The organism is Martelella sp. K41-7, assembly GCF_055808365.1.
Window position 1 is genome coordinate 3,138,586 of record NZ_CM147867.1, and the last position, 25,305, is coordinate 3,163,890.

21 protein-coding genes and 1 pseudogene are annotated in these 25,305 nt (G+C 59.6%); 12 read left to right on the forward strand and 10 right to left on the reverse strand.

What is annotated here, in order from left to right; translation table 11 throughout:
* The first annotated feature begins 71 nt into the window (after positions 1 to 71).
* Both AC0L7L_RS14930 and AC0L7L_RS14935 read left to right on the forward strand, forming a co-directional pair.
* Complete coding sequence (locus tag AC0L7L_RS14930; RefSeq protein WP_473509811.1) at positions 72 to 1,925, forward strand: M3 family oligoendopeptidase; 1,854 nt, start codon at positions 72 to 74, stop codon at positions 1,923 to 1,925.
* Between the two features lies 1 nt (position 1,926).
* Positions 1,927 to 3,115 (forward strand): annotated as a pseudogene (locus AC0L7L_RS14935) (aminodeoxychorismate synthase component I).
* On the opposite strand, the gene AC0L7L_RS14940 reads toward AC0L7L_RS14935, so the two are convergent.
* The 6 genes from AC0L7L_RS14940 to AC0L7L_RS14965 form a co-directional block, all read right to left on the reverse strand.
* Positions 3,098 to 4,477 carry an FGGY-family carbohydrate kinase gene (locus AC0L7L_RS14940; protein ID WP_473509813.1) on the reverse strand — a complete coding sequence of 460 codons (1,380 nt, stop codon included), beginning with the start codon at positions 4,475 to 4,477 and terminating at the stop codon, positions 3,098 to 3,100. The pseudogene AC0L7L_RS14935 and the gene AC0L7L_RS14940 sit on opposite strands and share 18 nt — an antisense overlap.
* Positions 4,474 to 5,484: an ABC transporter permease gene (locus AC0L7L_RS14945; protein WP_473509815.1), complete on the reverse strand. Its 1,011-nt coding sequence runs from the start codon at positions 5,482 to 5,484 to the stop codon at positions 4,474 to 4,476. The genes AC0L7L_RS14940 and AC0L7L_RS14945 overlap by 4 nt, the downstream gene beginning before the upstream one ends.
* Entirely contained in the window at positions 5,481 to 6,464 is a 984-nt protein-coding gene (locus tag AC0L7L_RS14950) for an ABC transporter permease (RefSeq protein ID WP_473509817.1), read from the reverse strand. The genes AC0L7L_RS14945 and AC0L7L_RS14950 overlap by 4 nt, the downstream gene beginning before the upstream one ends.
* Entirely contained in the window at positions 6,461 to 7,984 is a 1,524-nt protein-coding gene (locus AC0L7L_RS14955) for a sugar ABC transporter ATP-binding protein (protein ID WP_272212806.1), read from the reverse strand. The genes AC0L7L_RS14950 and AC0L7L_RS14955 overlap by 4 nt, the downstream gene beginning before the upstream one ends.
* Positions 7,985 to 8,075: 91 nt before the next feature.
* On the reverse strand, positions 8,076 to 9,065 hold the full coding sequence (gene rhaS / locus AC0L7L_RS14960; RefSeq protein WP_272212807.1) for a rhamnose ABC transporter substrate-binding protein: 990 nt from the start codon (positions 9,063 to 9,065) through the stop codon (positions 8,076 to 8,078).
* A 51-nt stretch (positions 9,066 to 9,116) separates the two neighbouring features.
* The gene (locus AC0L7L_RS14965; protein ID WP_473509819.1) at positions 9,117 to 9,917 is read right to left on the reverse strand and encodes a DeoR/GlpR family DNA-binding transcription regulator; all 801 of its coding nucleotides are present in this window, start codon (positions 9,915 to 9,917) and stop codon (positions 9,117 to 9,119) included.
* A 178-nt stretch (positions 9,918 to 10,095) separates the two neighbouring features.
* Between AC0L7L_RS14965 and AC0L7L_RS14970 the strand changes: the two genes are divergently transcribed.
* The 5 genes from AC0L7L_RS14970 to AC0L7L_RS14990 all read left to right on the forward strand — a co-directional run bounded on the left by AC0L7L_RS14970 (position 10,096) and on the right by AC0L7L_RS14990 (position 16,084).
* Complete coding sequence (locus AC0L7L_RS14970) at positions 10,096 to 12,195, forward strand: bifunctional rhamnulose-1-phosphate aldolase/short-chain dehydrogenase (protein ID WP_473509821.1); 2,100 nt, start codon at positions 10,096 to 10,098, stop codon at positions 12,193 to 12,195.
* 107 nt (positions 12,196 to 12,302) lie between these two features.
* Entirely contained in the window at positions 12,303 to 13,589 is a 1,287-nt protein-coding gene (rhaI, locus tag AC0L7L_RS14975; RefSeq protein WP_473509823.1) for an L-rhamnose catabolism isomerase, read from the forward strand.
* Positions 13,590 to 13,616: 27 nt separating this feature from the next.
* The gene (rhaM, locus tag AC0L7L_RS14980; RefSeq protein ID WP_272212810.1) at positions 13,617 to 13,931 is read left to right on the forward strand and encodes an L-rhamnose mutarotase; all 315 of its coding nucleotides are present in this window, start codon (positions 13,617 to 13,619) and stop codon (positions 13,929 to 13,931) included.
* A 181-nt stretch (positions 13,932 to 14,112) separates the two neighbouring features.
* Entirely contained in the window at positions 14,113 to 14,997 is an 885-nt protein-coding gene (locus AC0L7L_RS14985) for an aldo/keto reductase (protein ID WP_473509826.1), read from the forward strand.
* Positions 14,998 to 15,103: 106 nt separating this feature from the next.
* Entirely contained in the window at positions 15,104 to 16,084 is a 981-nt protein-coding gene (locus AC0L7L_RS14990) for an aldo/keto reductase (protein ID WP_272212812.1), read from the forward strand.
* Between the two features lie 73 nt (positions 16,085 to 16,157).
* Here AC0L7L_RS14990 and AC0L7L_RS14995 read toward each other — a convergent pair whose 3' ends face one another.
* Positions 16,158 to 16,964 carry a nucleotidyltransferase domain-containing protein gene (locus AC0L7L_RS14995; protein WP_272212813.1) on the reverse strand — a complete coding sequence of 269 codons (807 nt, stop codon included), beginning with the start codon at positions 16,962 to 16,964 and terminating at the stop codon, positions 16,158 to 16,160.
* A 476-nt stretch (positions 16,965 to 17,440) separates the two neighbouring features.
* Here AC0L7L_RS14995 and AC0L7L_RS15000 point away from each other — a divergent pair, with 476 nt between their 5' ends.
* The 5 genes from AC0L7L_RS15000 (at position 17,441) to AC0L7L_RS15020 (ending at position 22,054) form a co-directional block, all read left to right on the forward strand.
* Complete coding sequence (locus tag AC0L7L_RS15000; protein WP_272212814.1) at positions 17,441 to 18,703, forward strand: ABC transporter substrate-binding protein; 1,263 nt, start codon at positions 17,441 to 17,443, stop codon at positions 18,701 to 18,703.
* Positions 18,704 to 19,010: 307 nt separating this feature from the next.
* Positions 19,011 to 19,907, forward strand: a complete 897-nt coding sequence (locus AC0L7L_RS15005; protein WP_473509829.1) for a carbohydrate ABC transporter permease — start codon at positions 19,011 to 19,013, stop codon at positions 19,905 to 19,907.
* A 4-nt stretch (positions 19,908 to 19,911) separates the two neighbouring features.
* The gene (locus AC0L7L_RS15010; RefSeq protein WP_473509831.1) at positions 19,912 to 20,082 is read left to right on the forward strand and encodes a hypothetical protein; all 171 of its coding nucleotides are present in this window, start codon (positions 19,912 to 19,914) and stop codon (positions 20,080 to 20,082) included.
* Positions 20,083 to 20,085: 3 nt separating this feature from the next.
* On the forward strand, positions 20,086 to 20,967 hold the full coding sequence (locus AC0L7L_RS15015; RefSeq protein ID WP_473509833.1) for a carbohydrate ABC transporter permease: 882 nt from the start codon (positions 20,086 to 20,088) through the stop codon (positions 20,965 to 20,967).
* Positions 20,968 to 20,980: 13 nt separating this feature from the next.
* Positions 20,981 to 22,054 (forward strand): ABC transporter ATP-binding protein, encoded by a 1,074-nt coding sequence (locus tag AC0L7L_RS15020; RefSeq protein ID WP_272212819.1) that lies wholly within the window; start codon positions 20,981 to 20,983, stop codon positions 22,052 to 22,054.
* Positions 22,055 to 22,182: 128 nt separating this feature from the next.
* Here the strand turns inward: AC0L7L_RS15020 and dctP are convergent, their stop codons facing one another.
* From dctP to AC0L7L_RS15035, 3 genes are read right to left on the reverse strand one after another with little or no spacing between them, the layout of a single operon-like run.
* Entirely contained in the window at positions 22,183 to 23,247 is a 1,065-nt protein-coding gene (gene dctP / locus AC0L7L_RS15025; protein WP_473509836.1) for a TRAP transporter substrate-binding protein DctP, read from the reverse strand.
* Positions 23,248 to 23,282: 35 nt separating this feature from the next.
* The gene (locus AC0L7L_RS15030; protein WP_473513949.1) at positions 23,283 to 24,572 is read right to left on the reverse strand and encodes a TRAP transporter large permease; all 1,290 of its coding nucleotides are present in this window, start codon (positions 24,570 to 24,572) and stop codon (positions 23,283 to 23,285) included.
* Positions 24,572 to 25,162 carry a TRAP transporter small permease gene (locus AC0L7L_RS15035; protein WP_272212822.1) on the reverse strand — a complete coding sequence of 197 codons (591 nt, stop codon included), beginning with the start codon at positions 25,160 to 25,162 and terminating at the stop codon, positions 24,572 to 24,574. The genes AC0L7L_RS15030 and AC0L7L_RS15035 overlap by 1 nt, the downstream gene beginning before the upstream one ends.
* Between the last annotated feature and the right edge of the window lie 143 nt (positions 25,163 to 25,305).

The window sequence follows — 25,305 nt, forward strand, 5'->3', positions numbered from 1 at the left end:
CACCATGACGAGACATATGTTGTGACCCAGTGCTTTAGGCGACGACCGCATAAAACAGGAAAGAAAAATCCATGTTCAACGCTTCATTTCCGCGCATTCCGGCTGACAGCGCCGCCCGGGTGGCCGAGACCGGTGACGAGGCCCTGGGCCATCTGCCGGAATGGGATCTCACCCACCTCTATCCCGGCGCGACTTCGCCCGCATTCACCAATGCCTTCGATGAAGCTGCCAAAAAGGCACGTTCCTTCTCCACACGCTGGAAAGGCAAGCTTGCCGACGCCGCCGGAAACAGCGGAGACAATGGCCTAGGCGCGGCGATTGAAGCCTATGAAGCGCTCGGCGACACGCTGGGACGCCTCGGCTCGTTTGCCGGTCTGTCCTATTATGCCAACGCCGCCGATCCCGCGCTGCGCAAGCTTTATGGCGACACCTCGGCGCGGATCACCGAAATCTATGCTGACCTTCTGTTCTTCGAACTGGAACTGAACCGGCTGGATGAAGAGACGATCAATACTGCCCTTGAGGCTGATGCGCGCTTTGCCCGCTACCGCCCCTGGGTACTCGATCTCAGGCTGGAAAAGCCGCACCAGCTCGATGACAAGATCGAGCAGCTTTTCATGGAAAAATCCACGACCGGCAGTCAGGCCTTCAACCGGCTTTTCGACCAGACCATGGACCGGATGCGCTTTGAGATCGACGGCGAGGAGATGTCGATCGAAAAGGCACTCAACCTGTTGAGCGACACGCAAGAGCCGGTCCGCCGCAAGGCCGCAGACGCACTGGCCAAAACCTTCAAGGACAATTTGCCGACCTTCTCGCTGATCATGAACACGGTGGCCAAAGACACCGAGATCAACAGCCGGTGGCACGCATTCGAGGATATCGCCGATAGCCGCCACCTTTCCAACAGGGTCGAGCGCGAGGTTGTCGACGCCCTGAGCGAAGCGGTGACGCAGGCCTATCCGCGCCTGTCCCACCGCTATTACGCCATGAAGGCCAAATGGCTCGGCATGGACCAGATGAACTACTGGGACCGCAATGCGCCACTGCCCGAAACGGCAGAACGCGTCATCCCCTGGGACGAGGCCCGCGATACGGTGCTTGGCGCCTATGCGGCGTTCTCGCCGGAGATGGCCGATATTGCCAGACGTTTCTTCGATGAAAGTTGGATCGATGCGCCGATCCGCCCCGGCAAACGCACCGGGGCGTTCGCGCATCCGACCGTTCCCTCGGCCCATCCCTATGTCCTGGTCAATTATCTCGGCAAGCCGCGCGACGTGATGACGCTGGCTCATGAACTCGGCCACGGCGTGCATCAGGTTCTGGCCGCCAAACAGGGCGCGCTGATGAGCTCCACCCCGCTGACGCTGGCCGAAACCGCTTCTGTCTTCGGCGAGATGCTGACCTTCCGCGCGCTGCTTTCGCAAACCACCGACAAGGCCACGCGCAAGGCGATGCTGGCCCAGAAGGTCGAGGACATGATCAACACGGTCGTGCGCCAGATCGCGTTTTATCAATTCGAGCGCAAGGTCCACACTGCGCGCCGCGAGGGCGAGCTGACGGAAGACCAGATCAACGAAATGTGGATGTCGGTGCAGGTCGACAGCCTCGGCCCGGCGATCAAGCTTGCCGATGGCTACGAGACCTATTGGAGCTATGTGCCCCACTTCATCCACTCGCCGTTCTATGTCTACGCCTATGCCTTCGGCGACTGCCTGGTGAACTCGCTTTATGCCGTCTACCAGAACGCGGAAAGCGGCTTTCAGGGCAAGTATTTCGAGATGCTGAAGGCCGGCGGCACCAAGCATCATTCGGAACTTCTGAAACCCTTTGGCCTCGACGCCTCCGATCCCGCCTTCTGGAGCAAGGGACTGTCGATGATCGAGGGTCTGATCGACGAACTCGAAGCGCTCGACAACGAATAGGATGCCGCGCGCCGTCTTCCGGGATGATCTTGCCGGACGCATGCTGACGTTTTCGAAGCCGTATGCGCTGATCGTGGCCGAGACACCGGCGGATCTGCCCGGCGCGTTCGCGCGCATGGAAAGAGCGCGGGCTCATGGCCACTGGCTTGCCGGCTACATGTCTTACGAGGCGGGTTTCTTGCTGGACCCCGCCTTTTCCGGATTTGAGATTGAAGAGCCGAAAACGCCCTATCTCTGCTTTGGCGTTTTCGAGGCCCCGCAGGAAACCGGTGTCGAGACAGTCAGGAGGGAAACTCCATTCCTCTCCGACCTTCGCCCGGCCTGGGATTTTGCGGCCTATCGCCAGCGCTTCGAACCGCTGCACGCACATCTGGTCGCCGGAGATTGCTATCAGGGCAATCTGACATTCGCGATTGATGCCCGCTGGAACGGCGATCCGCTTCAGGCCTTCCACGCTTATGCGGAACGCCAGCCGGTGCGCTACGGTGCCTATATCGATCTTGCCGGTCCGCGGATCCTGTCACGCTCACCGGAGCTTTTCTTCAGCGTCGACAAAGAAGGGTTTATCGAAACCCATCCGATGAAGGGCACAGCCGCACGCGGAGCGACGCCGGCTGAGGACGCGGCGATCGTTGCGGCGATGCTGGATGATGACAAGACGCTTGCCGAAAACTGCATGATCGTCGACCTGCTGCGCAACGACATCTCGCGCATTGCCGAGCCCGGCAGTGTCCACGTGCCAAAGCTTTTCGAAATCGAAACCTATCCGACGCTGCACCAGATGGTCAGCCGTGTGCGGGCGAAGCTGAACAAGGATACAGACCTGCAATCGATTTTCTCTGCACTGTTCCCCTGCGGATCAGTCACCGGTGCACCGAAGATCGCGGCGATGAAAATCCTGCAGCAGCTGGAAGACGGGCCGCGCGGCGCCTATTGCGGGGCAATCGGCCATATCGCGCCCGACGGCGCCATGTGCTTTAACGTCGCCATCCGCACAATGACGCTCTTCGATGACGGTCGCGCCGTCTTCAATGTCGGCGGCGGCATCGTGCTGGATCTCGAACGTGCGCGCCGAATATGACGAAGCCTTGTTGAAGGCCCGCTTCGCCGCTGACGACCTGATCGGTCTGTCAGGCAAGAAACCTCATCCCCCTGCCCTGCCGGAATTTTCCTCAATCAATCTCCGGTAGCCGCTCACGCCAGATCTCGGCATAACGGTTCAGCGCGGCAAGGCCTGTAAGCGGCTCCGGGTGAGGCGTAAAGGCGGCAAGCTTGGTGCCGCCGACGGCCAGCCCAGCCGCCCCTGTGCTGGTGCCGCTGCCCGGGCTTTTTTCCACCGGTCTACCCGTCGCAGCCGAAAGCATGGAAAGATAGTCATGGTTTTCGGCAAACGGCCCCTCGACGATCACCGGACCCGATGCACCGGTCAGATCGAGGCAGACCGCCGTCATCAGCGCCAGATACCAGGAAACACCGACAAGCCGCATGCCGGGCGACAGATGATGCTCATCCACCGTCCAGCCGCCGATAGTGCCCTGAAACGGTCCGGTATCGCCGAGCACCGAGGGCATCATCATGATCCTGTTCTTCAGCATCGCCTTGCGGTCGTCTTCGCTCACAACGACATCGCCACCCGGCGCCGCCACCTCGAAAACCCGCCCGCCCATAAACCGGGCCGACGGCACCGGATCGCCATAGGCGTTGACGTTGATCAGCGTGTCCCGGCTTTCATCCAGCGCCGGCGGATGGCCGCCGACCGCCATGGCAATAACCCAGGTGCCGGTGGAAACCACGGAAAACGGCTGGGCGCGCGACCATAGATGTGGCAGCAGCGAGGCGTTGGAATCGTGGATCCCCGCAAACACCGGACAATTGGCGGCAAGGCCGGTTTTTTCGGCAATTTCCGGCAGCACATCCCCGAGCCGGTCGTCGGCCCTGACGAGCTCGCCCATTTTGCCGCAAAGTCCGAGTTCGGCCACCAATGATGAAAAGGTGCGCGCTCGCGGTGACCACAGATCCGTATGACAACCCCAGCTGGTCGCCTCACCGGCGCGCCGCCCTGTCAGCCGGAAGCCCCAATATTGCGGATAGGGCAGCACGCAGTCGATTTCCGCGAATTCTTCCGGGAAGCGTTTTTGCTGCCAGTAAAGCTGGGCACCGATATTGAGGCCCATGGCAAGACGTGGAGAGCCGGTTTCTGCAAAGGACGGGCGGATTTCGTCGTAGTTCGCGCGGGTTTCGTCCGGGCCGGTATGCTCATAGTCAAGCACCGGCAGGGCAAGCGTTCCGTCGCGTTTCAACAGTGCTGCGGTCGCGCCATGCGTGGTCACCGAGATGGCGTCGACGCCGTGTTCCTGCTGAAAGGCGGTAAGCGCCTCCAGCACGAAGTCGAAAAGGTCGTCGACTTCGAAATGCGGATAGGGTGAATGGCCGGTGACACCGTTGCGTTTTGACCGTGTGTCCGCTTCGCGTGCCTGCACGAGGTCATACAGGATGACCTTGGCATTGGTCTTGCCGATATCGATGACCGCGACATTGCGGATTGCACTCATTGCACCTGTTCCCGTCTGAACCGCCGTCTGAGCCTTGTATAAAGCACCGGCAGAGCGATGACGCCGATCAAAAGCAGGCCAATGAAGATTGACATGACGATGCCCGGCACATTCATCAGCCCGAAGCCGAAGGTGACAAGCCCCATGATGAAAGCAGCGAGCACCACGCCGATAATCGTGCCGGCACCGCCGAGAATATTGATGCCGCCGAGCACCACCATGGTGACAATCTCAAGCTCCCAGCCAAACGCAATCGATGGCCGCGTTGAGCCAAGCCGCGAGGTCAGGCAGATCGCCGCCATACCGGACATCACCCCGGTCATCAAGAACAGCAAAAATTTCACCCGCCCGACCCTGATGCCGGAAAACCGCGCGGCCATGGCATTATTGCCGACGGCATAAACCATGCGTCCGAAGCTTGTCAGGTGCAGCAGGATACCGAAGAGCACCGCCATCACGGCAAACAGCACGAATTCAAAAGAGATCACCCAGAACACATAGCCCTGTCCGAAATAGGCAAAGTCCGAGGGATAGCCGTTAAACGCCTTGTCGCCGAGAATGACGTAGGAAAGCCCGCGAAACAGGCTCATTGTACCGATGGTGACCACGATGGACGGCAGCCCCATTCCGGTGATCAGAAAGCCGTTGAAGGCACCGCATAAAAGGCCGACGCCAAGACCGACAGCCACCAGTTCCGGTGTTCCGGCGCCGAATTGCGCGGCGTAGCCCATGGCGGTGGAGGCCAGTGCGATGATGGCGGCGACCGAGAGATCGATCTCGCCGGAAATGATGACGAGCGCCATGGCAAAGGCGATCAACGCCTTTTCGGTGAAGTTGAAGGTCGCGTCCGACAGGTTCCACGCGTCAAGGAAATAGGGCGAGGCGAAGCTGTTGACGATGAAGATCGCGATCACCACCACGATCAGCAGGCTCTCCCAGCTTCTCGCCATCCGGTAGCCCCGGCCATGCAGTCGGTCGGGCACATGGCGCGCTTCGCTGACACTCATAGCGCATGCTCCGCTTTTTTCAGGATGACGCGGCCTTTGACGCGCGCCGAACGCGCATTGACGGCAACCGCGATAATGATCACCGTGCCCGAAATCGCCATCTGCCAGAATGGCGAGACATCGATGACCGGCAGCGCATTCTTGATAATGCCGAGGAACAGCGCCCCCAGTACCGCGCCGATGGCGGTGCCCGCCCCGCCGGCAATGGAGATGCCGCCGATGACGCAAGCCGCGACCACATCAAGCTCAAAGCCGTTGGCGATATCGACATAGGCGACCGCGTAGCGCGCGGTCCATAGATAACCGGCAAGTCCGGCAAGTGCACCGGCGATCAGATAGGCGAAGAAGTGCGTGCGGCCCACCGAGATACCGGTATAGACGGCAGCATGCGGATTGCCACCGACGGCATAAAAGGCGCGGCCGAGCCGGGTCTTGACGAACAGAACCAGCATCAGCGCAATCACGCCGAGCGAAAACCATGCAAGCACCGGAACCCCGAAAACCACGGCACGCGGCACGGCCTTGAACGCATCTGTCATCTCATGGGCATTGACCCATGCGCCGCCTGTCAAAAGAAAGATCGTGCCGCGATAGATCGTCATGGTGCCGAGCGTGACCACGATGGGCGGGATTGACAGACGCCAGACCAGAAGCCCGTTAATGGCGCCGAGCACCGAACCGCTGACAACGGCGGCCATCAGCAGGAAGATCACCGGCAGATCGGGAAAAGCGACGTTCAACAGCGCCGCGATTGTGCCCGACAGCGCCAGATTGGCGGCGATTGAAAGGTCAATGCCGCGCGACAGGATAACGGCGGCCTGCCCGAGCGCCAGAATGATCAGGATCGCCGTATCATTATAGATCGAGACGAGATTGCGCGGCGCGACGAAACCCGGAAAGCGCAATGCAATGGCGCCGACAAGCAGCAGGATCGCGACGAACAGCAGCACCTCGCGGTGTTTGAAGATACGCGCCATCATGCCGCCACCCCGATGCCGGCTGCTGCCCGCACTAGCTTTTCCGCCGACATGTCCGCACGGGGAAGCTCGTCTACAATCCGCCCCTCGCGCATGACGATGACTCGGTCGGACATGCCGAGGATTTCCGGAATTTCCGATGACACCATGATGATGGAAAGCCCTCTGCCCGCAAGCTCGCTCATGAAGGCATGAACGGCGGATTTCGAACCGATATCAATGCCCTTGGTCGGCTCATCGAGAATGATCACTTTCGGCTGGGTCGCCAGCCATTTGGCGATCACCACCTTTTGCTGGTTGCCGCCGGAGAGATTGCCAACGGGCTGATCGAGCGAGGCGGCGCGCAGGTCCAGCCGCTCGGTATATTCCCGCGCCAGCGCGAATTCCTCGGCCATGCGCACAAAACCCCTGTGCGAAACCTTGGCCAGCGATGGCAGCGTCACGTTTTCGAAGATCGGCATGGCGGTGATGGTGCCCTGCGTGCCACGCTCCTCGGGCACGTAGACGATGCCCTGTTTCACTGCTTCCGACGGCGAGCGGATCACCGCGATTTCATCGTCTATGCGCACCGCACCGGCGGACGGCTTGGTGATGCCGAACAGCGCCTGCATGAATTCCGACCGGCCGGCGCCGACAAGGCCGTAAAAGCCCAGAATTTCACCGCGGCGCAGCGTGAAGCCGATATCCTCGAATTCGGTCGGATGACGGTAGCCGGAAACCGTCAGTACCGGCCCGCCAATTTCGACCGCCTGCTTGGGGAAGACCTGATCGACCGGCCGCCCCACCATCAGTTCCACCAGCGCATTCTCATCGGTCTCGGCGATTGTCCCCTCGCCCACCATCTCGCCATCGCGAAACACGGTATAGCGGTCTGCGATCCGGAAAATTTCGTCGAACTTGTGGGAGATGAACAGGATCGCCTTGCCGTTGGCCTTCAGTTTCTCGACCAACTCGTAAAGCTCCTCAATTTCCTTTTGCGAAAGGGCCGCCGTCGGCTCATCCATGATCACCACGCGGGCATCGACGGAGAGTGCGCGGGCAACGGCCACCATGTGACGGTTTGCGATCCCGAGTTCGCTCAGCCGGTGGCGCGGGTCGATCCGCGCGCCGATACCGTCAAGGATATCACGGGCGCGGTCATGGATTGCCTTCCAGTCGATCAGCCCGAACCGATTTGTCGGCGCATGGCCGATGAAGATGTTTTCGGCCACCGTCAGCGCATCGAACAGCACGGTTTCCTGATGAATGGCGGTGACACCATGCGCGCTTGCCGCATCCGCCGTCGGAAAGGCAACCTTTGCGCCGTCCATCGTGATGTCGCCGCCGTCCGGCTGGTAGATGCCAGTGAGAATTTTGACGAGCGTCGATTTGCCAGCGCCGTTTTCGCCGACAAGTGCTGTCACCTCGCCGGGATAGAGCGCAAGCGAGACCTCGGAAAGCGCCCGTACGCCGGGGAATGTCTTGGTGATGCCGTCAAGCGCGATGGCGGGTGCGGCATCGGTCGGTGGCTTTGTTTCGGACATGGATCGCCTGCGGGGGATTATTTGTTGTTGTCGTTCGCGGGGGCGGACCTGCAAGCAATCGCAGGTCCGCCCCGTCCCGGGAGGACGTGGCTCAGAAAATGTCCTTGAACTGGTCGATGTTCGACTTGTCGTAGACGAAGGGATCGGCCATGGCGCCGGCATTGTCGTCGTCAAGCGTCAGTTCGCCGAGGCGGCCCATCGAGAGTTTGGCACCCGGTTCGGCTTCAGCCCCGTCGATCAGGTCGTTCGACAGCATCACGGCGGCATAGCCAAGATCGATCGGGTTCCAGATGGCAAAGGATTTCGACGCGCCATTATCGACATAGGCCGCCATTTCGGACGGCAGGCCGAGGCCGGTGACATTGATCTCACCGATCTTGCCTTCATCGGAGACGGCCTGGGCGGCGGCAACAATGCCGACTGACGTCGGCGCGATGATCGCCTTCAGATCCGGGTAGGACTGAATGAGGCCCTGTGTCTCACGATAAGACTTGTCGAACAGGTCATCGCCATAGACCGTGGTCACGACTTCGATATTCGGATAGTCGCCCTTCACCTTGTCCATTTCCGCAATCCAGGTGTTCTGGTTCGTGGCGGTAGCGGAAGCCGAAAGCACCGCGACTTTGCCACCATCCGGCAGATTGTCGGCGGCAAGCTTGATGATCATGTTGCCGATCAGCGGATTGGACGACGGGTTGAGATGAACCATGCGGCCATCGGGCGCGACGCCGGAATCCCACGACACCACCTTGATGCCGCGCTGCATGGCGCGTTTCAGCGCCGGCACCAGCGCATCCGGGTCATTGGCCGAAATCGCAATGGCATCGACCTTCTGCGCAATCAGCGAATTGATGACATCAATCTGCCCCTCGGCGGTGGTATCGGTCGGACCTGTGTAAATCAGCTCGACGCCACCGATTTCTTTTGCGGCCTCTTCAGCGCCTTCGGCAGCGGCCTCGAAAAAGCCGATACCAAGTGCCTTGACGACCAGCGCGATCTTCTTGTCTGCAGCCTGTGCGCCTTGCGCAACAAGCGCCGTGGAGATCAATGCCCCCACGAGAACCTTCTTCAAAATGCTCATCTTGCTCCTCCAGTTGATGAACGGGGTTCAAGCTGTCCTTCCTCCAAGGTTTCAGCCGGAACCGGTTTCCTCCATTGCCTGCGTATCGGCGATGATCACCGAAACGCCGGCCTCCTCCAGCATGCGGGCGTCGGACGCCTGCAGCCCGGAATCGGTAATCACGGTCGAGGCTCGCTTCAGCCCACAAAGGATCAGGCTCGACCGCTGCCTGAATTTCGATGAATCGACCAGAACCACGAGTTCGTCAGCCTGATCGATCAGCTTCTGCTCGGCCTGGATCAGCAGCGGATCTGCTTCCATCAGACCAAGCGGGCCGATCCCTTGAGCGCCCATAAACATCCGCTTTGCCCAGAAATTGCGTGTCACATCGTTCTCGAATGGGCTCAGGATCACGTTCTGCTCGCGATAGATCACGCCCCCTGAGAGCATCACGGTATTCTTGGAGTGCTTTAAGAGATGTTCGGCGATGGGAAAGGAATTGGTGAATATCTGCAGCCTGCGATTGGCAAGGTGATGCACCATCTGGAAAGTGGTGGTGCCGCCATTGATGATTACGGAATCGCCGTCGTCGCAAAGTGCCACAGCCGCCTTGGCAATTGCCTGCTTCTGTCTGGCGTTCATGGTCTGGTTGACACTGAAGGGACGCCCTGCAAGGCCGACGAATTGTGGTGGACTCAGCGATTCCGCCCCGCCCCGCACGCGCCGCAAGCGTTTCGCCACATGAAGAGCTGCGATATCACGCCGGATCGTCGCTTCAGAGCTTTCCGTCAGATCGACGAGCTCCGCCACGGTCACGACCGGCTTTTCCTGTACCGCCGACAGGATGATGCGATGGCGCTCTTTTTCGTGCATGGGGCCTCCTTTTTGACAGAGTTCAGAGAAATACCATCATTGTCAATCAAAAATAATCAACGAGAACTGCAATGGCTTCATTAATGATTGCTTTTGATTGTTTGTGATTGACAATCCCGACTTTCGGATAGATTTTAACGGGGAAGAACAAGGCCAAAAGGCCCCGAAGGAGGAAATGATGGCGAATGATACCCGGGCCGCCCGGCTTGAGAACCTGTGGGACGACGCGAAGGCAGCAGGCATGAGCGGACCCGAGCTTCTACTCTACCGCTCCAACCTGCTGGGTTCCGACAAGCGCATCACCAATTACGGCGGCGGCAACACCTCGGCCAAGGTGATGGAAAACGATCCGCTCACCGGCAATCAGGTCGAGGTTTTATGGGTCAAGGGCTCGGGCGGCGACGTTGGTACCATCAAGATGGACGGTTTCGCCACCCTCTATATGGAAAAGCTCAATGCGCTGAAGGGGCTTTACCGCGGCGTCGAACATGAAGACGAGATGGTGGGCTACCTCCCCCACTGCACCTTCAACCTCAATGCCCGCGCCGCCTCGATCGACACGCCGCTGCATGCCTATGTCCCGGAAAAGCACGTCGATCACATGCACCCCGATGCCATCATCGCCATAGCCGCCTCAAGCGATTCCAAAGCGCTGACGCAGGAAATTTTCGGCGGCGAGATCGGCTGGCTGCCCTGGAAACGTCCCGGCTATGAACTGGGCCTGTGGCTCGGCAAGTTCTGCGAAGAAAACCCGAATGCACGCGGCGTCATCCTTGAAAGCCATGGGCTTTTCACCTGGGGTGACACGGCGAAGGAAAGCTACGAGACCACGCTCGAGATCATCAACAAGGCGATGGACTGGCTCGACGCCAGGATCCAGGGCCCGGCCTTCGGCGGCCCGAAGGTGAAGACCCTTGGCGCCGATGAGCGCCGCGCGGTGGCGGAAAAGCTGATGCCGAAGATCCGTGGCATGATTTCGGAGACCGAAGGCAAGCTCGGCCATTTCGACGATCAGCCGGCCGTTCTCGAATTCGTAGGCTCCAACCGGCTCGAGGACCTTGCAGCGCTCGGCACCTCCTGCCCGGACCATTTTCTGCGCACCAAGATCCGCCCGCTGGTCATCGACTTCGATCCGGAAAGCCCGGATATCGACAACACCGTTGCCGGACTTGAAGATGCAATCGCCGCCTACCGCGCGGATTACGCCGCCTATTACGAACGCTGCAAGCACGACAATTCGCCCGCCATGCGCGACCCGAACGCGGTGATCTATCTGGTGCCCGGCGTCGGCATGATCTCGTTCGCCAAGGACAAGGCGACGGCCCGCATTTCGGCCGAATTCTACGTCAACGCCATCAATGTGATGCGCGGTGCGTCCTCGGTCTCCACCTATCAGGGCCTTTCCGAACAGGAGGCCTTCGACATCGAATACTGGCTTCTGGAAGAGGCCAAGCTTCAGCGCATGCCCAAGCCGAAACCGCTTGCCGGCAAGATTGCGCTGGTCACCGGCGGCGCCGGTGGCATCGGCAAGGCGACTGCCTTCAGGCTGGCAGGAGAAGGCGCCTGCGTGGTGCTTGCCGATATCGATGATGCCGCCCTTGCTACGGCCAAAGACGAACTGTCGTCGGTCTTCAGCAAGGACATTGTCCGTAGCGTGCATCTGAATGTCACCGATGAAGCCGAAGTCGCCAGCGGTTTTTCCGAGGCCGTGACGGAATTCGGTGGGCTTGATATTCTGGTATCCAATGCTGGCCTTGCCTCATCCGCCCCCATCGAGGATACCACGCTCGATCTCTGGGACAAGAATATCGCCATCCTGGCCACCGGCTATTTCCTGGTGTCGCGCGAGGCCTTCCGTCTGTTTCGCTACCAGAATGCCGGCGGCAATGTGGTGTTCGTCTCGTCGAAAAACGGACTTGCCGCGTCTCCGGGCGCTGCTGCCTACTGCACGGCCAAAGCCGCCGAAATCCATCTGGCCCGTTGCCTCGCGCTTGAAGGCGCGAGCGCCCAGATCCGCGTCAACACCGTCAATCCGGATGCTGTTCTGCGCGGCTCGAAAATCTGGACCGGCGAGTGGAAGGAACAGCGCGCCGCCGCCTACAAGATGTCGACCGACGAGCTTGAGGCGCATTACCGTGAGCGATCAATGCTGAAGCGCTCGGTGTTCCCGGAAGACATTGCCGAGGCGATCTACTTCCTCGCCTCCGACATGTCGGCAAAATCGACGGGCAACATCATCAATGTGGATGCCGGCAACGCGGTGTCGTTTCCGCGATAGAGTGCAGAAGTCAAAATGTGGCGGCTGAGGCAAGCAAAGCGCTTCCCTCGAGGCTGCCGTGACTATGAGGTCATAGCAGACACGTAAAGTCTGCACGGGAGGAACAGATGGAACTGATGATCGACAGGAGCGTGCTGGCCGCAGAGAACGACAAGCGCGCAGCAGCCCTTGAGACGGACTACAATGCGCTGGGCGAGAAACTCGCCAGAGGCGGCGTCAGCATCGATGACGTCACCGCCAAGGTCGCCGCCTATGGTGTCGCCGTGCCCTCCTGGGGTGTCGGCACAGGCGGCACGCGCTTTGCCCGTTTCCCCGGACCCGGCGAGCCTCGCCACATCTTCGACAAGCTGGAAGATTGCGCGGTGATCCAGCAGCTGACGCGTGCAACCCCCAACGTATCGCTGCATGTTCCCTGGGACAAGGTCGATGACCTTTCCGAACTGCGCCAGCGCGGAGAAGCGCTCGGACTTGGCTTTGACGCGATGAATTCCAATACCTTCCAAGACCAGGAAGGACAGGAACACTCCTACAAATACGGCTCGCTCTCCCATACCGATGCAGCGACCCGCCAGCAGGCGATCGACCACAACATCGAGTGTATCGAAATTGGCAGGGCGCTCGGCTCCAAGGCACTGACGGTATGGATCGGCGACGGCTCGAATTTTCCGGGCCAGAGCCACTTCACCAGACAGTTCGAACGCTACCTGGATGCGATGAAGAACATCTACACGGCTCTGCCCGATGACTGGCGGATCTTTTCCGAACACAAGATCTTCGAGCCGGCGTTTTACTCGACTGTCGTTCAGGACTGGGGCACCAACTATCTGATCGCCAAGGAACTCGGTCCGAAGGCATTCTGCCTCGTCGATCTCGGCCACCATGCGCCGAACGTCAATATCGAGATGATCGTGGCGCGCCTGATCCAGTTCGGCAAGCTCGGTGGCTTCCACTTCAACGACTCGAAATATGGCGATGACGATCTCGACACCGGCTCGATCGACCCGTTCCGCCTGTTTTTGGTGTTCAACGAGCTGGTTGATGCGGAAGGCGCGAAGGATTTTGATCCCGCCCACATGCTCGACCAGTCGCACAATGTCACCGATCCGATTGAAAGCCTGATGCGCTCGGCCATCGAGGTCCGTCGCGCCTATGCACAGGCGCTTGTCGTGGACCGCACTGCACTTGCCGGCTTCCAGAATGACAATGACCCGATGATGGCGTCTGAAACGCTGAAGGACGCCTTCCGCACCGATGTCGGGCCGATCCTCGCCATGGCGCGCAGGAAAGCAGGCGGTGCCATCGACCCCGTCGCCACCTACCGCGCCTCGGGCTACCGGCAGAAGGTTGCCGGCGAACGTCCGGCCGTCACGGGTGCCAGCGGCGGCATCGTTTGAGGCAAAGCCATCGGGAGGAGTAAGCCCATGGAAACCATCGCATTCCGCATGAACCTCAACCGCGGACAGGCCGAGGAATACAAGCGCCGCCACGACGAAATCTGGCCGGATCTCGCCGCCCTTCTTAAGGATTCAGGCGTCTCCGACTATTCGATCTGGCTCGATGAAGAGACCCATCACCTGTTCGCGGTGCTGAAGCGCACCGACGATCATGAGATGGATGCCATCCCCGACACCGAGATAGCGCAGCGCTGGTGGACCTTCATGGCCGATGTCATGGAAACCAATCCGGATAATGCACCGGTTCAGGTGCCGCTCAGAAAGATGTTCCATCTTCAGTGAGCAGTCCTTCGGGCGTTGGTGGCCGCCTAGGCTATTTGAATGAAAAAACGTTGCACGCATTGAAACGGCGTCCCTGCCAGACCATCTGAGGGATTGCAAATTCGCGACACCTTTTCCGCGCGCCCGATATCTCTTCGGTCATCCTGCCGCGCGGCATTTTCACCAAACATGGGAGAATACCATGGCTGATATTCGTGCTGATAAGTCAGGCACTTTCGCAATCGGCGGAGACCTGGAGGTCACGCGGCTGGGTTTCGGTGCCATGCGCATCACCGGCAACGGCATCTGGGGCGAACCGGCTGACCATGACGGCGCCATTGCCACGCTGAAGCGGCTGCCGGAACTCGGCGTCGACTTCATCGACACCGCCGACAGCTACGGCCCTGACATTTCCGAATGGTTGATCAAGGAAGCGCTTCATCCGTATGGCGACATCAAGATTGCGACCAAGGGCGGGCTGACACGCACCGGCCCCAATGTTTGGCTGCCGGTTGGTCGGCCAGAATATCTGCGCCAGCAGGTCCACAAGAGTCTGCGCAATCTCGGCGTTGAGCAGATCGCTCTCTGGCAGCTTCACCGCATCGACACCAAGGTGCCAGCGGATGAACAGTTCGGCGCCATCAAGGAGTTCCTGGACGAGGGGCTGATCGCCCATGCCGGCCTGTCCGAGGTCTCGGTCGACGAGATCAAGGCCGCACAGAAGGTGTTCCCGGTCTCGACGGTGCAAAACCGTTATAATCTGGTTGACCGTACCAGCGAGGAAGTTCTCGACTACTGCGCGCAAAACAATATCGGCTTCATTCCGTGGCACCCGCTGGCCGCTGGCGAGCTCGCTAATTCGGGTTCGCTGCTTGATGATATTGCGAAAAAGCACGATGCCGCTCCAAGCCAGGTCGCGCTTGCCTGGGTGTTGAAACGCAGCCCGGTCATGCTGCCGATCCCCGGCACCTCCAAGGTCAAGCATCTGGAGGAGAATATCGCGGCGACCAACATCTCGCTTTCCGACGCGGATTTTGCAGCACTCGACGAAGAGGGCAAAAAGGCCTTCGCCGCCAAGGCCGCCTGATCAGACTTACCAAGCGCCGCCGGACAAATCCGGCGGCGTTTTTCTTTGACAGGGCGCGTTGGCAGAGTCACCTTCGCCCTGCCCGAAAACTGAGGATCCCGGACAAATGGAATATGTGAAGCTCGGTCGCACCGGCCTTGATGTCTCCCGCCTCTGCCTTGGGTGCATGACCTATGGCGTGCCCGAAGCCGGCTCCCACCCCTGGTCGCTGACGGAAGAGCAGAGCCGCCCCTTCATCCGCAAGGCGGTCGAGGATGGTATCAACTTCTTCGACACGGCCAATGTCTATTCCGCCGGAACATCCGAGGAAATTGTCGGCAAGGCGCTGAAGGAATTTGCGCGGCGCGAGGAAATCGTGCTGGCCACCAAGGTGATGAACCGCATGCATGAGGGGCCGAACGGCATGGGCCTGTCGCGCAAGGCGATCATGCAGGAAATCGACAATTCGCTTCGTCGTCTGGGCACCGATTATGTCGACCTCTACCAGATCCACCGTTTCGACCATAACACCCCGATCGAGGAAACGCTCGAAGCGCTTCATGACGTGGTGAAGTCCGGCAAGGCGCGCTATATCGGCGCATCTTCCATGTATGCTTGGCAGTTCGCGCAGATGCTCGCCACCCAAAAGGCCAATGGCTGGGCGAAATTCGTGACCATGCAGAATTATGTGAACCTGCTTTACCGCGAGGAAGAGCGCGAGATGCTGCCGCTTTGCGCGGCCGAAGGCATCGGCGTCATTCCGTGGAGCCCGATGGCGCGCGGACGGCTGACGCGGCCCTGGGACACTACCACCGACCGCTCCGAGACCGATGAATTCGGCAAGACGCTTTACGCCGAAACCGCCGATTCCGACCGCAAGGTGGTGAATGCCGTTGCCGACATCGCCAATGAACGCGGCGTGCCGATGGCGCGCGTGGCGCTCGCTTGGGTTATGGCGAAGCCGGAAGTCTCAGCCCCGATCATTGGCGCATCCAAACCACACCATCTCGACGACGCCGAGGCGGCCTTGGCACTGAAATTGACGGCGGAAGAGGTCGAACGGCTGGAAGCACCTTACATGCCGCACCGGGTCGTCGGGTTCAAGTAAAAGCCGGGCCGGCCAATGAGCATGCCGAGGTTGCTGATGCGTACATTGTTGCAGCGATCACCGACAGGACATGTCATCCTGTACTATAGGGCCGATTGATGCCGAGCGTGGCGTGCAGGTGCCGCCACGTTACGACTTCGAAGCGTTCCGGCCACTCCACGCCCCATAATGCGGCAAGCTGGCGCGCGCGCGGCAGATAGGCTTTTGCATAGGCAAGGTGCACCTCGATCATCGCTTCACGCTCGGCGACCGGCGCGGGAAGAGACTTCAGGAGTTCTTTCTGCTCATCTGTGAGCAACCGATTGAGATGCAATGCACCGCCCCGATGCGGCGCATCGGTTTCCTTTATCAACAGATCCACGAGCAGGTTGCGCAGATGGTAAATGCCGGTCACGCCGTTGATATATTCCTTACGACCGGCCGCGACGGGAAGCAGGCCGACGATCCGGATGAATTCCTCAAACTGATCGCGCAGCCGTTTCGGATCAGGTGATTTCTTTTGCACGCAGTCGGGAAGCGCTTCCCAAAGTCCCGCGCGATCAAACAGGACGGCAAGCTCCGTCCTGTTTCGCGACACCATCTGTTCGGGTTTGAGGATGATGACATCGATGCGCAGCCAGTCTGCCGTAATCGCGTTAATAAGCGAGGGAAACGTCACTCGGTCCCGCCACAGGACGGGTTCGCCGGTTACCTCCACAGCTGAACGCCACAGTGCTGCCACTGTGTCGCTTGGACCGTCCCTGGTAACAAGGACAAAATCAATATCGCTGTATTCATCCTCAAGGCCAACGGCAAAACTTCCGCTCAGATAGAGTGCATCGATCGCCCAGGCAGTCCGCAAAACACCCGATATCGCCTGAATTGCATCACCAACCAGCATTTTGTCCTCCATACCTGTGCAATCATGCTATCTGGTGTGTCATTCCTTGTCAGCAGATCAAGGATGCAATGCGGACACCAAGAAATCCCGGCCGCACGGTTGTGGCCGGCGGAACTTTCGTGTTAATGAAGCGCTCACTAAAAGTTGTGTCCCTTAAGTGGGACACGGCGGGGAGGCCACTATTGCCAATGTACGGGGAGGGTACGGCGGCAATTCCAGATCGCTCGAACGGCATTTCGCCTGATTTCGAGCGACGGAAGGCCCCCGCCTGCAACAAGCCGGGCCGCTGAGGCGGTCCGGCGGTCGGCCGCTCCCCTGAGGCGTATGACCTCTTCATTCTGGCCCGCCTAAGCGATAGTGCACACATCAAGCTGTTGCTACCGTTCCTCCCAACAACCGTTTCCTGCGGGCGGCTAATGCCGCTCGTCTTCCGCCTCCGTCCAGAGGCCCGAAATGTTCAAATCGGAGGATTGACGATGAAGAGAACTGCCCTTGCCCTCGCGACACTGATGACGTCCACGGTGCTGCCCGCCGGTGCCTTTGCAGCGACTGAACTTTCCATGTGGTATCACGGCGCCGGCAACCCGACGGAGGCGAGCATTCTCGAGGGGATCGTTGCCGATTTCAACGGAAGCCAGGACGACTGGGAGGTCGTGCTCGAGAGCTTTCCGGAAAATTCCTATAATGGATCGGTGACGGCAGCAGCCCTTGCCGGCAATCTGCCGGACATCATCGATGTCGACGGGCCGATCATGCCGAACTGGGCTTGGTCCGGCTACATGCAGCCGCTTCCGATCGATGAAAGCGCCATTGAGGGCTTCCTGCCCGGCGCCATTGGCAAATGGGATGGCCAGATCTATTCCATCGGCCTTTGGGATGCGGCACTCGCCATAATGACGCGCCAGTCCACTCTGGACGCATACGATATCCGCACACCGACGCTGGAAGAGCCGTGGACGGCGGAAGAGTTCGACGCCATTCTCGTCAAGCTGAAGGACAGCGGCGATTTCGAATATCCGCTGAACCTCGGCATGGCAGACAATGGCGAATGGTACACTTATGCATTCCTGCCGTTCCTGCAGTCCTTCGGCGGCGACCTCGTTGATCGTTCCGATTACCAGACGGCAGAGGGCGTGCTGAACGGTGACCAAGCCATCGCATTCGGCGAATGGTGGCAGTCGCTGTTCGACCGTGACCTTGCACCCGGCACCAGCCAGGACCCCGCCGACCATCAGAACGGCTTTATAGACGGCTCCTATGCCATTGACTGGAACGGCAACTGGACGGCGCGCGCCAAGCTCGACGCCGTTGACGATGTCGTCTTCCTGCCCGCGCCCGATTTCGGCAATGGTCCGAAGATCGGCGCGGCAAGCTGGCAGCTTGGCATTTCGGCTGCGTCCGAACATCCTGAAGGTGCTGCCGAATTCATCGAATTCGCCATTCAGGACAAGTATCTCGCCGAATTCTCGAATGCCATCGGCCTTGTCCCGGCGACAAAGGGTGCAGCCGACATGTCGGAACTCTACAAGGAAGGCGCACCGCTTGCCGTTTTCTACGGCCTGTCTGACGCGCAGGGCTCGCTTCGGCCTGTAACACCCGGCTATGTGGTTGAAACCAGCGTGTTCCAGAAGGCGATTTCCGACATCGCCAACGGCGCCAATGTCGCCGACACACTCGACGGCGCGGTGGACGAGATCAACACCGATATCGAGCGCAATCAGGGCTACGGCCACAACTGATCAGGCGGGGGCCAAAAGGGGGCCGGCTTCGGCCGGTCCTCTTTCATTGCGCACGTCTGCCTCCGTTCTGAGTCATCCCAGTGGTCCGATTCCAACATTTTATTCCCCTCGCTGCGACCTCATCAGCAAATGTTGGAATCATAGGGACCACTAGCAAGTATATATTTTCTAATGGAATTTTAGAATTTGACATTTGATGGACGCGGTCGCTGAAACGGGACTCAAATGTCAAATTCATTCCACTAGGGCATGACGCAGAAACAGAGACGCGACAGCCCACCGGTATCGACCATAAGGAACGACGCGCATGAGCCGGAAACTGACGGAGAATAACGGGGCGGGCTGGGCCTTTGCCGCGCCGTCCGTTCTGCTCATCGGCCTGTTCATCATCCTGCCGTTCTTTCTGGCGATCGGCTTTTCGCTTACCGACCAGCGGCTGATTTCGCCGAACCCAACCCGCTATGTCGGGATGGAGAACTATCGCGATCTTCTCGGCCTCAACGTGCTGAAAATCGAACCCGAACGCGATGATACCGGTCAGCTGGTGCGTGACGATGACGGTGCGCTGGAATATCCGCGTGTGCGCTCCCTGACCCGATCCGATGACTACCCGCAATATCGCGGCATGCGCGAATGGTTCCGCGTCCATGCGGGAAACACCGCCTATGTGGTGGTAGCGCGCGACGTGGTGTTCATGAAGGCGCTGAGCAATACACTGGTTTTCGTGGCGGTGACCGCGCCGGTGCAGGCCGGACTGGCGCTCTGTCTGGCGCTGCTGATCAATCAGCGTCTACGCGGGGTGAACGTCTTCCGCGCCGTGTTCTTCATGCCGGTGGTGGTTTCCATCGTCGTCGTCTCGCTGCTCTGGCGGTTCATCTATGACGGCAATGACGGTCTTTTGAACGCCCTGCTTTCCGGAATGACCTTCGGCCTGTTCCAGCCGGTCGACTGGCTCGGCAATACAAGCACCGCACTCGGCTCCATCATTGCCATGTCTATCTGGCAGGCGGTCGGCTTTCACATGGTGATCTGGCTTTCCGGCTTGCAGACTATTTCGCCAACACTTTACGAGGCCGCTGCCATTGAGGGTTCTGTCCAAATGGCAGACCTTCCGTTATGTCACCTGGCCGGGCCTGCGCAACACTGCCGTTCTGGTTCTGGTGGTCATCACCATGCAGTGCTTCGCCGTGTTCGCGCAGATTGACGTCATGACCAGGGGCGGACCGCTCGATTCCACACAGACGCTGGTTTATCAGGCGGTCGAGCGCGGCTACGGGCGGCAGGATATCTCCGGTGGTTCGGCGATCTCGGTCGTGCTGTTTGTGCTGGTGCTCACCATATCTCTGGCGCAGCGCTATTTTACCCGGGAAAGGAGCTGAACCATGGCCGCCATTTCCGGTGACAATCATGGCCTCCGGCTTTTCACGCGCTACCTTGTTCTTTTTCTGGTGGCGCTGGTCTTCCTGCTTCCGCTTCTGTTCATGGTGATGTCGTCGCTGAAGCCCGACGCCCAGCTTCTGCGCGACACCTCGTCGCTCCGAGCCTTTTTACCGGTTGGCGACATCAGCCTTGAAAACTACGCCGGTGCTTTCGAGCGCGCGCCGATCGGCCTGTTCGTGTTCAACTCGGTGATGATCACCACGATTACGGTTCTGGCCTCGCTGTTTTTATGCTCGCTCGGCGCGTTCTCCTTCACCTTCGTGCGCTGGCGCGGCAATACGCTGGTGCTTTCCATCGTTCTGGCAACGCTGATCATTCCGTTCGAGACAATTGCGATCCCACTTCTGCTGTTCGTCTCGCGCCTGCCATGGCTCGGCCTCGACGGGCTGAGCTGGGGCTGGCTCAACACCTATCGCGTTCAGATCATCCCATGGATCGCCGACGCGCTGACGGTCTTTCTGTTCGTCCAGTATTTCAAGGACCTGCCGGGCGAACTGATCGAGGCGGCGCGCGCCGAAGGCGCGAGCTGGTGGCAGGTTTACCGCCGCGTGGTGATGCCGCTTTCAGGCCCGGTGATTGCAACGGCAGCCATTTTGAAAGCGCTGAAAATGTACAATGAACAATATCTCTGGCCGCTGATCGTGGTGCAGGACGAGGCCCACCGGCCAATCATGGTCGGGCTTGGCTATTTTTTCCAGCTCAACGTGCCCTGGGGCGAAGTGATGGCCTATCTCTCGCTGATCACCATTCCGGTTCTCGTCTTCTATCTGGTGCTGCAACGCGCCTTCATCGCATCCATCGCATCCACCGGCGTCAAGGGCTGAGGGGAGAATCGACATGGCAGAACTGGCGCTCAGTGACATCCGCAAATCTTTCGGCCAGGTCGAGGTCATCAAGGGTGTCGACCTTGAGATCGAAGACGGCGAGTTCGTCGTCTTCGTCGGCCCTTCGGGCTGCGGGAAATCAACGCTGCTGCGGATGATCGCAGGCCTTGAGGACATCTCCGGCGGCACGCTCGAAATCGGCGGTAAACGGGTCAATGACCTGCAGCCAAAGGAACGCGGCATCGCCATGGTGTTCCAGACTTATGCCATCTTCCCGCATATGTCGGTTCGCGAAAACGTCGCCTTCGGGCTGACAATTGCCGGCGTTAGCAAGAAGGAAAAGGAAGAAGCCGTCCAGCGGGCGGCGCGCATCCTGCAAATGGAGCACCTGCTTGACCGCCGCCCCTCGCAGCTTTCCGGCGGCCAGCGCCAGCGGGTTGCCATCGGCCGGGCGATTGTTCGCAATCCGGCCGTTTTCCTGTTCGACGAGCCACTGTCGAACCTTGACGCCGCGCTACGCATGGATATGCGTATGGAAATCGGCAAACTCCACAACCAGCTTGGCGCAACGATGATTTATGTAACCCATGACCAGGTCGAGGCGATGACGCTCGCCGACCGGATCGTGGTGCTGAAGGATGGCGAAGTGCAGCAGGTCGGAAGCCCGATGGAGCTTTACCACGCGCCCGCGAACCTGTTTGTCGCCGGCTTCATCGGCTCACCATCGATGAATTTCATGGATGTCGACATCGTCGAGCAGAAAGGCGAGACCATAACAGTCAAATCGGACGCGCTGGACCCGGTCGCCATTCCTCAGACACGCTTCGACTTTTCCAGCACGTCAACGGCCCGGCTCGGCCTTCGCCCGCAATATCTCGATGTCGTGAAGGATGGCACGGCGGGCGGACTGCATGGCACGGTGTCGCTGGTCGAACGCCTCGGCACGGAAACCATTATCAATGTCGAGCTCTCGCGCGGCGGCCGCATCGTTGCCGCCCTTGCAGAGGACCGCCCGCTTGATACCGGCAGTGAAATCACCCTCGTCTTCGCCCCGGAAAGGGCGCATCTCTTTCCCCTCGATGGCTAACCGGCGCCGTTTTCTTCGCGTCTTGCCGGAACAAGCTGCCGTCTTTCGCGCTTTAAAACAAAAATGGCGGCGTTCTGAGCGAATGCCGCCATTTTCTGTATCGTTTTCCGGCAAAGGGTACCGAAAACTCAGTTGGCGATTTCCACCGCGCGCTGCTCGTTCACGGTCGCTTCGGCCTCTTCCACAGCGGCGGTGAAGCTTGCGAAAATATCCTCGCCACCCGGTACGGAAGACTTGAACCAATCGAAAACCGGTTCGACAGCGGTCTTGAATTCGGCCTTTTCGGCTTCATTCGGCACATAGATCTCACCACCGGCCTTGAGGAAACCCTCATAGGCGGCAATTTCCTTGCGCTTGGGGCTGGCAAAGGTTGCCTGCTGCAGCCCGTAGAATGCATCGGCGACAATGGTCTTCTGCGCGTCCGAAAGGCCCTCGAACCGCTCGTTCGACATCCACCAGAACGCGGCCATATAGGAATGGCGGTCAAGCGTGATGAATTTCAGCCCGGCATCGGTGAACTTCATGTTCATGATGTCGGTGATGCCATTGGCGGTGCCCTGGACAACACCGGTCTGCAGCGAGGTGAACAGCTCCGGCCAGGCAATCGGCGTGGGAGCGGCCCCGAGCGAGCGCACCAGTTCCTGCGGCAGTTCCGCCGGTACGGTGCGCAGCTTCATGCCGGCCATATCGGCGGGCGTCTTGATGGTGTGCTCGGTGTTGGCGAAATTACGCCAGCCACCGGTATTGCCGATCGTCATCAGCCGGATGGTGTCACCGCTGTCTGCCAGCGCCAGATCACGCAGTTCGGCCGTGAACGGGCCGGAGAGCACTTCCTCGGCCACGCGGTCGTCGTTCATCAGATAGGGCAGATCGAGGATCTGCAGATAGGGGAACAGGCCCGCAGCGCCGCCGGAGGTCGACATGTAGATGTCGATCGTGCCGTCGGCGATGCCCTGAAGGCATTCCTCACCAGTGGCGCAGATCTGGGTGCCCATGAATATCTCGACCGCCATCGTCCCGTTGGAGGCGTTCTCGATATAATTCTTGAAGACCACGAGACCGTCATAATCCTCGTCGTTCTCGTTGGAATTGGCCGTGGCGCGCAGCGTTATATCGGCAGCCGCCGCAAGCTGGCCCGCCGAGATGGCCAGCGCTCCGGCGAGCAGCGCCGTCTTCATCATGTCCCTGAGCATTTCAATTCTCCCTTGGATCAGTTTATTTTGCATGTTTACTCCAGAAATCCGAACATCCGCGGCAGCGTCAGACTGAGTGCGGGGATGTAGGTGATCAGAAAGATGATCACCACCTCGACGGCCAGAAACGGCAGCACCGCACGCGCCACGGTCTCCACCCTGAGGCGCGAAACGGACGAGGTGACGAACAGCACCAGTCCCATTGGCGGCGTCAGAAGGCCGACTGTCAGATTGACCGCCATGATGATGGCGAAATGCACCGGGTCAACGCCCATTTTGAGGAAAATCGGCCCCAGTATGGGCCCGAGAATGATGATCGCCGGGCCGGCATCAAGAAACATGCCGACGACGAATAGCAGGATGTTGATCAGGAACAGCAGGATCAGCGGGTTTTCCGTCAGCCCCAGCATGAACGAGGCCAGAAGCTCAGGCGTGTGCGCAAGCGAGGCCACTGTCTTGAAGGCCATGGCCGCGCCGACGAGCAACAGCACCACCGAGGAGGTGAGCCCGGCGCGCATCAAGATACCCGGTACATCGCGCACATGGAGCGAGCGCAGCACGAAGAAGCCAATCACGAAGGCATAGGCAACAGCAATTGCCGAAGCCTCTGTCGGCGTAAATACGCCACCCAGAATACCCCCCATGATGATAATCGGGGTGAGCAGCGGCCAGAAGGCTTTCAGACTGGCATCGCCGCGCGCCCTCCAGCTCGCCTTTTCGGTGGCCGCTGGCAATCTCTGCCGGTCGGCCATCAACCGGACCAAAACCATCAGTGAAACACCCATCAGCACGCCCGGCACGATGCCCGCCAGAAACAGCGCGGCAACGCTTTCTCCCATCACATAGGCGTAGATGATCATGATGCCCGACGGCGGTATGATCGGCCCGATGATCGAGGAGGCGGCGGTAATGGCTGCTGCAAATTTGCGCGAATAGCCCTGTTTCTCCATGGCCGGGATCATCATTGCGCCGAGCGCTGAAACATCGGCCACGGCAGAACCGGAAAGCCCGGCAAACAGCATGGAGGAGAGGATATTCACATGGGCAAGGCCGGCGCGGAAATGACCGATCACGGCCTGCGAGAACTCCACCAGCCGCTCGGTTATGCCGGCCCGGTTCATCAGCTCGCCCGCCAGCATGAAGAAGGGCACCGCCATCAGCGGAAATGAATCCATGCCGTTATAGACATTGCGATAGAGCAGCACGATGTCGCGTTCCTGCCCGTTGAACCACAGCAACAATGCCGGGGCGGCAATCAGCGCAAACAGCACCGGAAGACCGCAAAACAGGAAGATCAGAAACAGCGGCAGAAACAGGCTCAGCATCATTCCCTCTCCAGCCCGAAGACGACCGGAAGCGGTTTCAGCCGGTTGCCAGCACCGAGAAGATCGGCCAAAAGCCGCAGCAGCAACTCGATATTGACCGCGAGCATCATGGTGATCCCGGTTGCCAGCGAAGCCATCATCCAGGCACGCGGAACCTTCATCCATGTGGAAAGATCAAGCGCGGTCGGGATCGTCAGCGACGGCATGGTGAAACGGCCGCCGATCCCCATCACCTCATTCCAGCCAATATTGACGGCCCACCACAACACGACAGCGGATATGAGCAGCAGAACCAGATTGACAAAGGCGGCAAGCCTTTCCGGCAAGAACCGCTTTATCGTGTCGATGCTGATGAAGCCGCCATGCCTGAAGGCCGTCGGCGCCATCAGGCTTACCATCCACAGCATCAGGAAGCGCGCCAACTCCTCCGTCCAGGCCAGCGCATCATTCAGCACATAGCGGAAGAACACCTGGATGAGGATGACGATAACCATCAGCCCCATCAAGCCAGCGCCCGTCCACCGACCGAGCGCCAGTAGCGGGCCATTGACCCGCGCAAGAACAGAAGCTGCAGCCAGCAAGATTGTCATCGGTCTATCCGTCACACGCCGTAATCGGGGTCGCAGGCACTGCCGCAGTCCAGGATTTCGCGTAAAAGCGCCCCCGTTCTGCAGTGAACCGTCGTCCGACGCCATGTCTAGACCAGACGAAGTGCTGCCGCACGAAATTTCTG

Excerpts from the sequence above, each read along its gene's own strand:
- AC0L7L_RS14930 (WP_473509811.1), top strand. The coding sequence starts at position 72 with ATGTTCAACGCTTCATTTCCGCGCATTCCGGCTGACAGCGCCGCCCGG.
- AC0L7L_RS14940 (WP_473509813.1), bottom strand. The coding sequence starts at position 4,477 with ATGAGTGCAATCCGCAATGTCGCGGTCATCGATATCGGCAAGACCAAT.
- AC0L7L_RS14945 (WP_473509815.1), bottom strand. The coding sequence starts at position 5,484 with ATGAGTGTCAGCGAAGCGCGCCATGTGCCCGACCGACTGCATGGCCGG.
- AC0L7L_RS14950 (WP_473509817.1), bottom strand. The coding sequence starts at position 6,464 with ATGATGGCGCGTATCTTCAAACACCGCGAGGTGCTGCTGTTCGTCGCG.
- AC0L7L_RS14955 (WP_272212806.1), bottom strand. The coding sequence starts at position 7,984 with ATGTCCGAAACAAAGCCACCGACCGATGCCGCACCCGCCATCGCGCTT.
- rhaS (WP_272212807.1), bottom strand. The coding sequence starts at position 9,065 with ATGAGCATTTTGAAGAAGGTTCTCGTGGGGGCATTGATCTCCACGGCG.
- AC0L7L_RS14965 (WP_473509819.1), bottom strand. The coding sequence starts at position 9,917 with ATGCACGAAAAAGAGCGCCATCGCATCATCCTGTCGGCGGTACAGGAA.
- AC0L7L_RS14970 (WP_473509821.1), top strand. The coding sequence starts at position 10,096 with ATGGCGAATGATACCCGGGCCGCCCGGCTTGAGAACCTGTGGGACGAC.
- rhaI (WP_473509823.1), top strand. The coding sequence starts at position 12,303 with ATGGAACTGATGATCGACAGGAGCGTGCTGGCCGCAGAGAACGACAAG.
- rhaM (WP_272212810.1), top strand. The coding sequence starts at position 13,617 with ATGGAAACCATCGCATTCCGCATGAACCTCAACCGCGGACAGGCCGAG.
- AC0L7L_RS14985 (WP_473509826.1), top strand. The coding sequence starts at position 14,113 with ATGGCTGATATTCGTGCTGATAAGTCAGGCACTTTCGCAATCGGCGGA.
- AC0L7L_RS14990 (WP_272212812.1), top strand. The coding sequence starts at position 15,104 with ATGGAATATGTGAAGCTCGGTCGCACCGGCCTTGATGTCTCCCGCCTC.
- AC0L7L_RS14995 (WP_272212813.1), bottom strand. The coding sequence starts at position 16,964 with ATGCTGGTTGGTGATGCAATTCAGGCGATATCGGGTGTTTTGCGGACT.
- AC0L7L_RS15000 (WP_272212814.1), top strand. The coding sequence starts at position 17,441 with ATGAAGAGAACTGCCCTTGCCCTCGCGACACTGATGACGTCCACGGTG.
- AC0L7L_RS15005 (WP_473509829.1), top strand. The coding sequence starts at position 19,011 with ATGAGCCGGAAACTGACGGAGAATAACGGGGCGGGCTGGGCCTTTGCC.
- AC0L7L_RS15010 (WP_473509831.1), top strand. The coding sequence starts at position 19,912 with ATGACCAGGGGCGGACCGCTCGATTCCACACAGACGCTGGTTTATCAG.
- AC0L7L_RS15015 (WP_473509833.1), top strand. The coding sequence starts at position 20,086 with ATGGCCGCCATTTCCGGTGACAATCATGGCCTCCGGCTTTTCACGCGC.
- AC0L7L_RS15020 (WP_272212819.1), top strand. The coding sequence starts at position 20,981 with ATGGCAGAACTGGCGCTCAGTGACATCCGCAAATCTTTCGGCCAGGTC.
- dctP (WP_473509836.1), bottom strand. The coding sequence starts at position 23,247 with ATGCTCAGGGACATGATGAAGACGGCGCTGCTCGCCGGAGCGCTGGCC.
- AC0L7L_RS15030 (WP_473513949.1), bottom strand. The coding sequence starts at position 24,572 with ATGCTGAGCCTGTTTCTGCCGCTGTTTCTGATCTTCCTGTTTTGCGGT.
- AC0L7L_RS15035 (WP_272212822.1), bottom strand. The coding sequence starts at position 25,162 with ATGACAATCTTGCTGGCTGCAGCTTCTGTTCTTGCGCGGGTCAATGGC.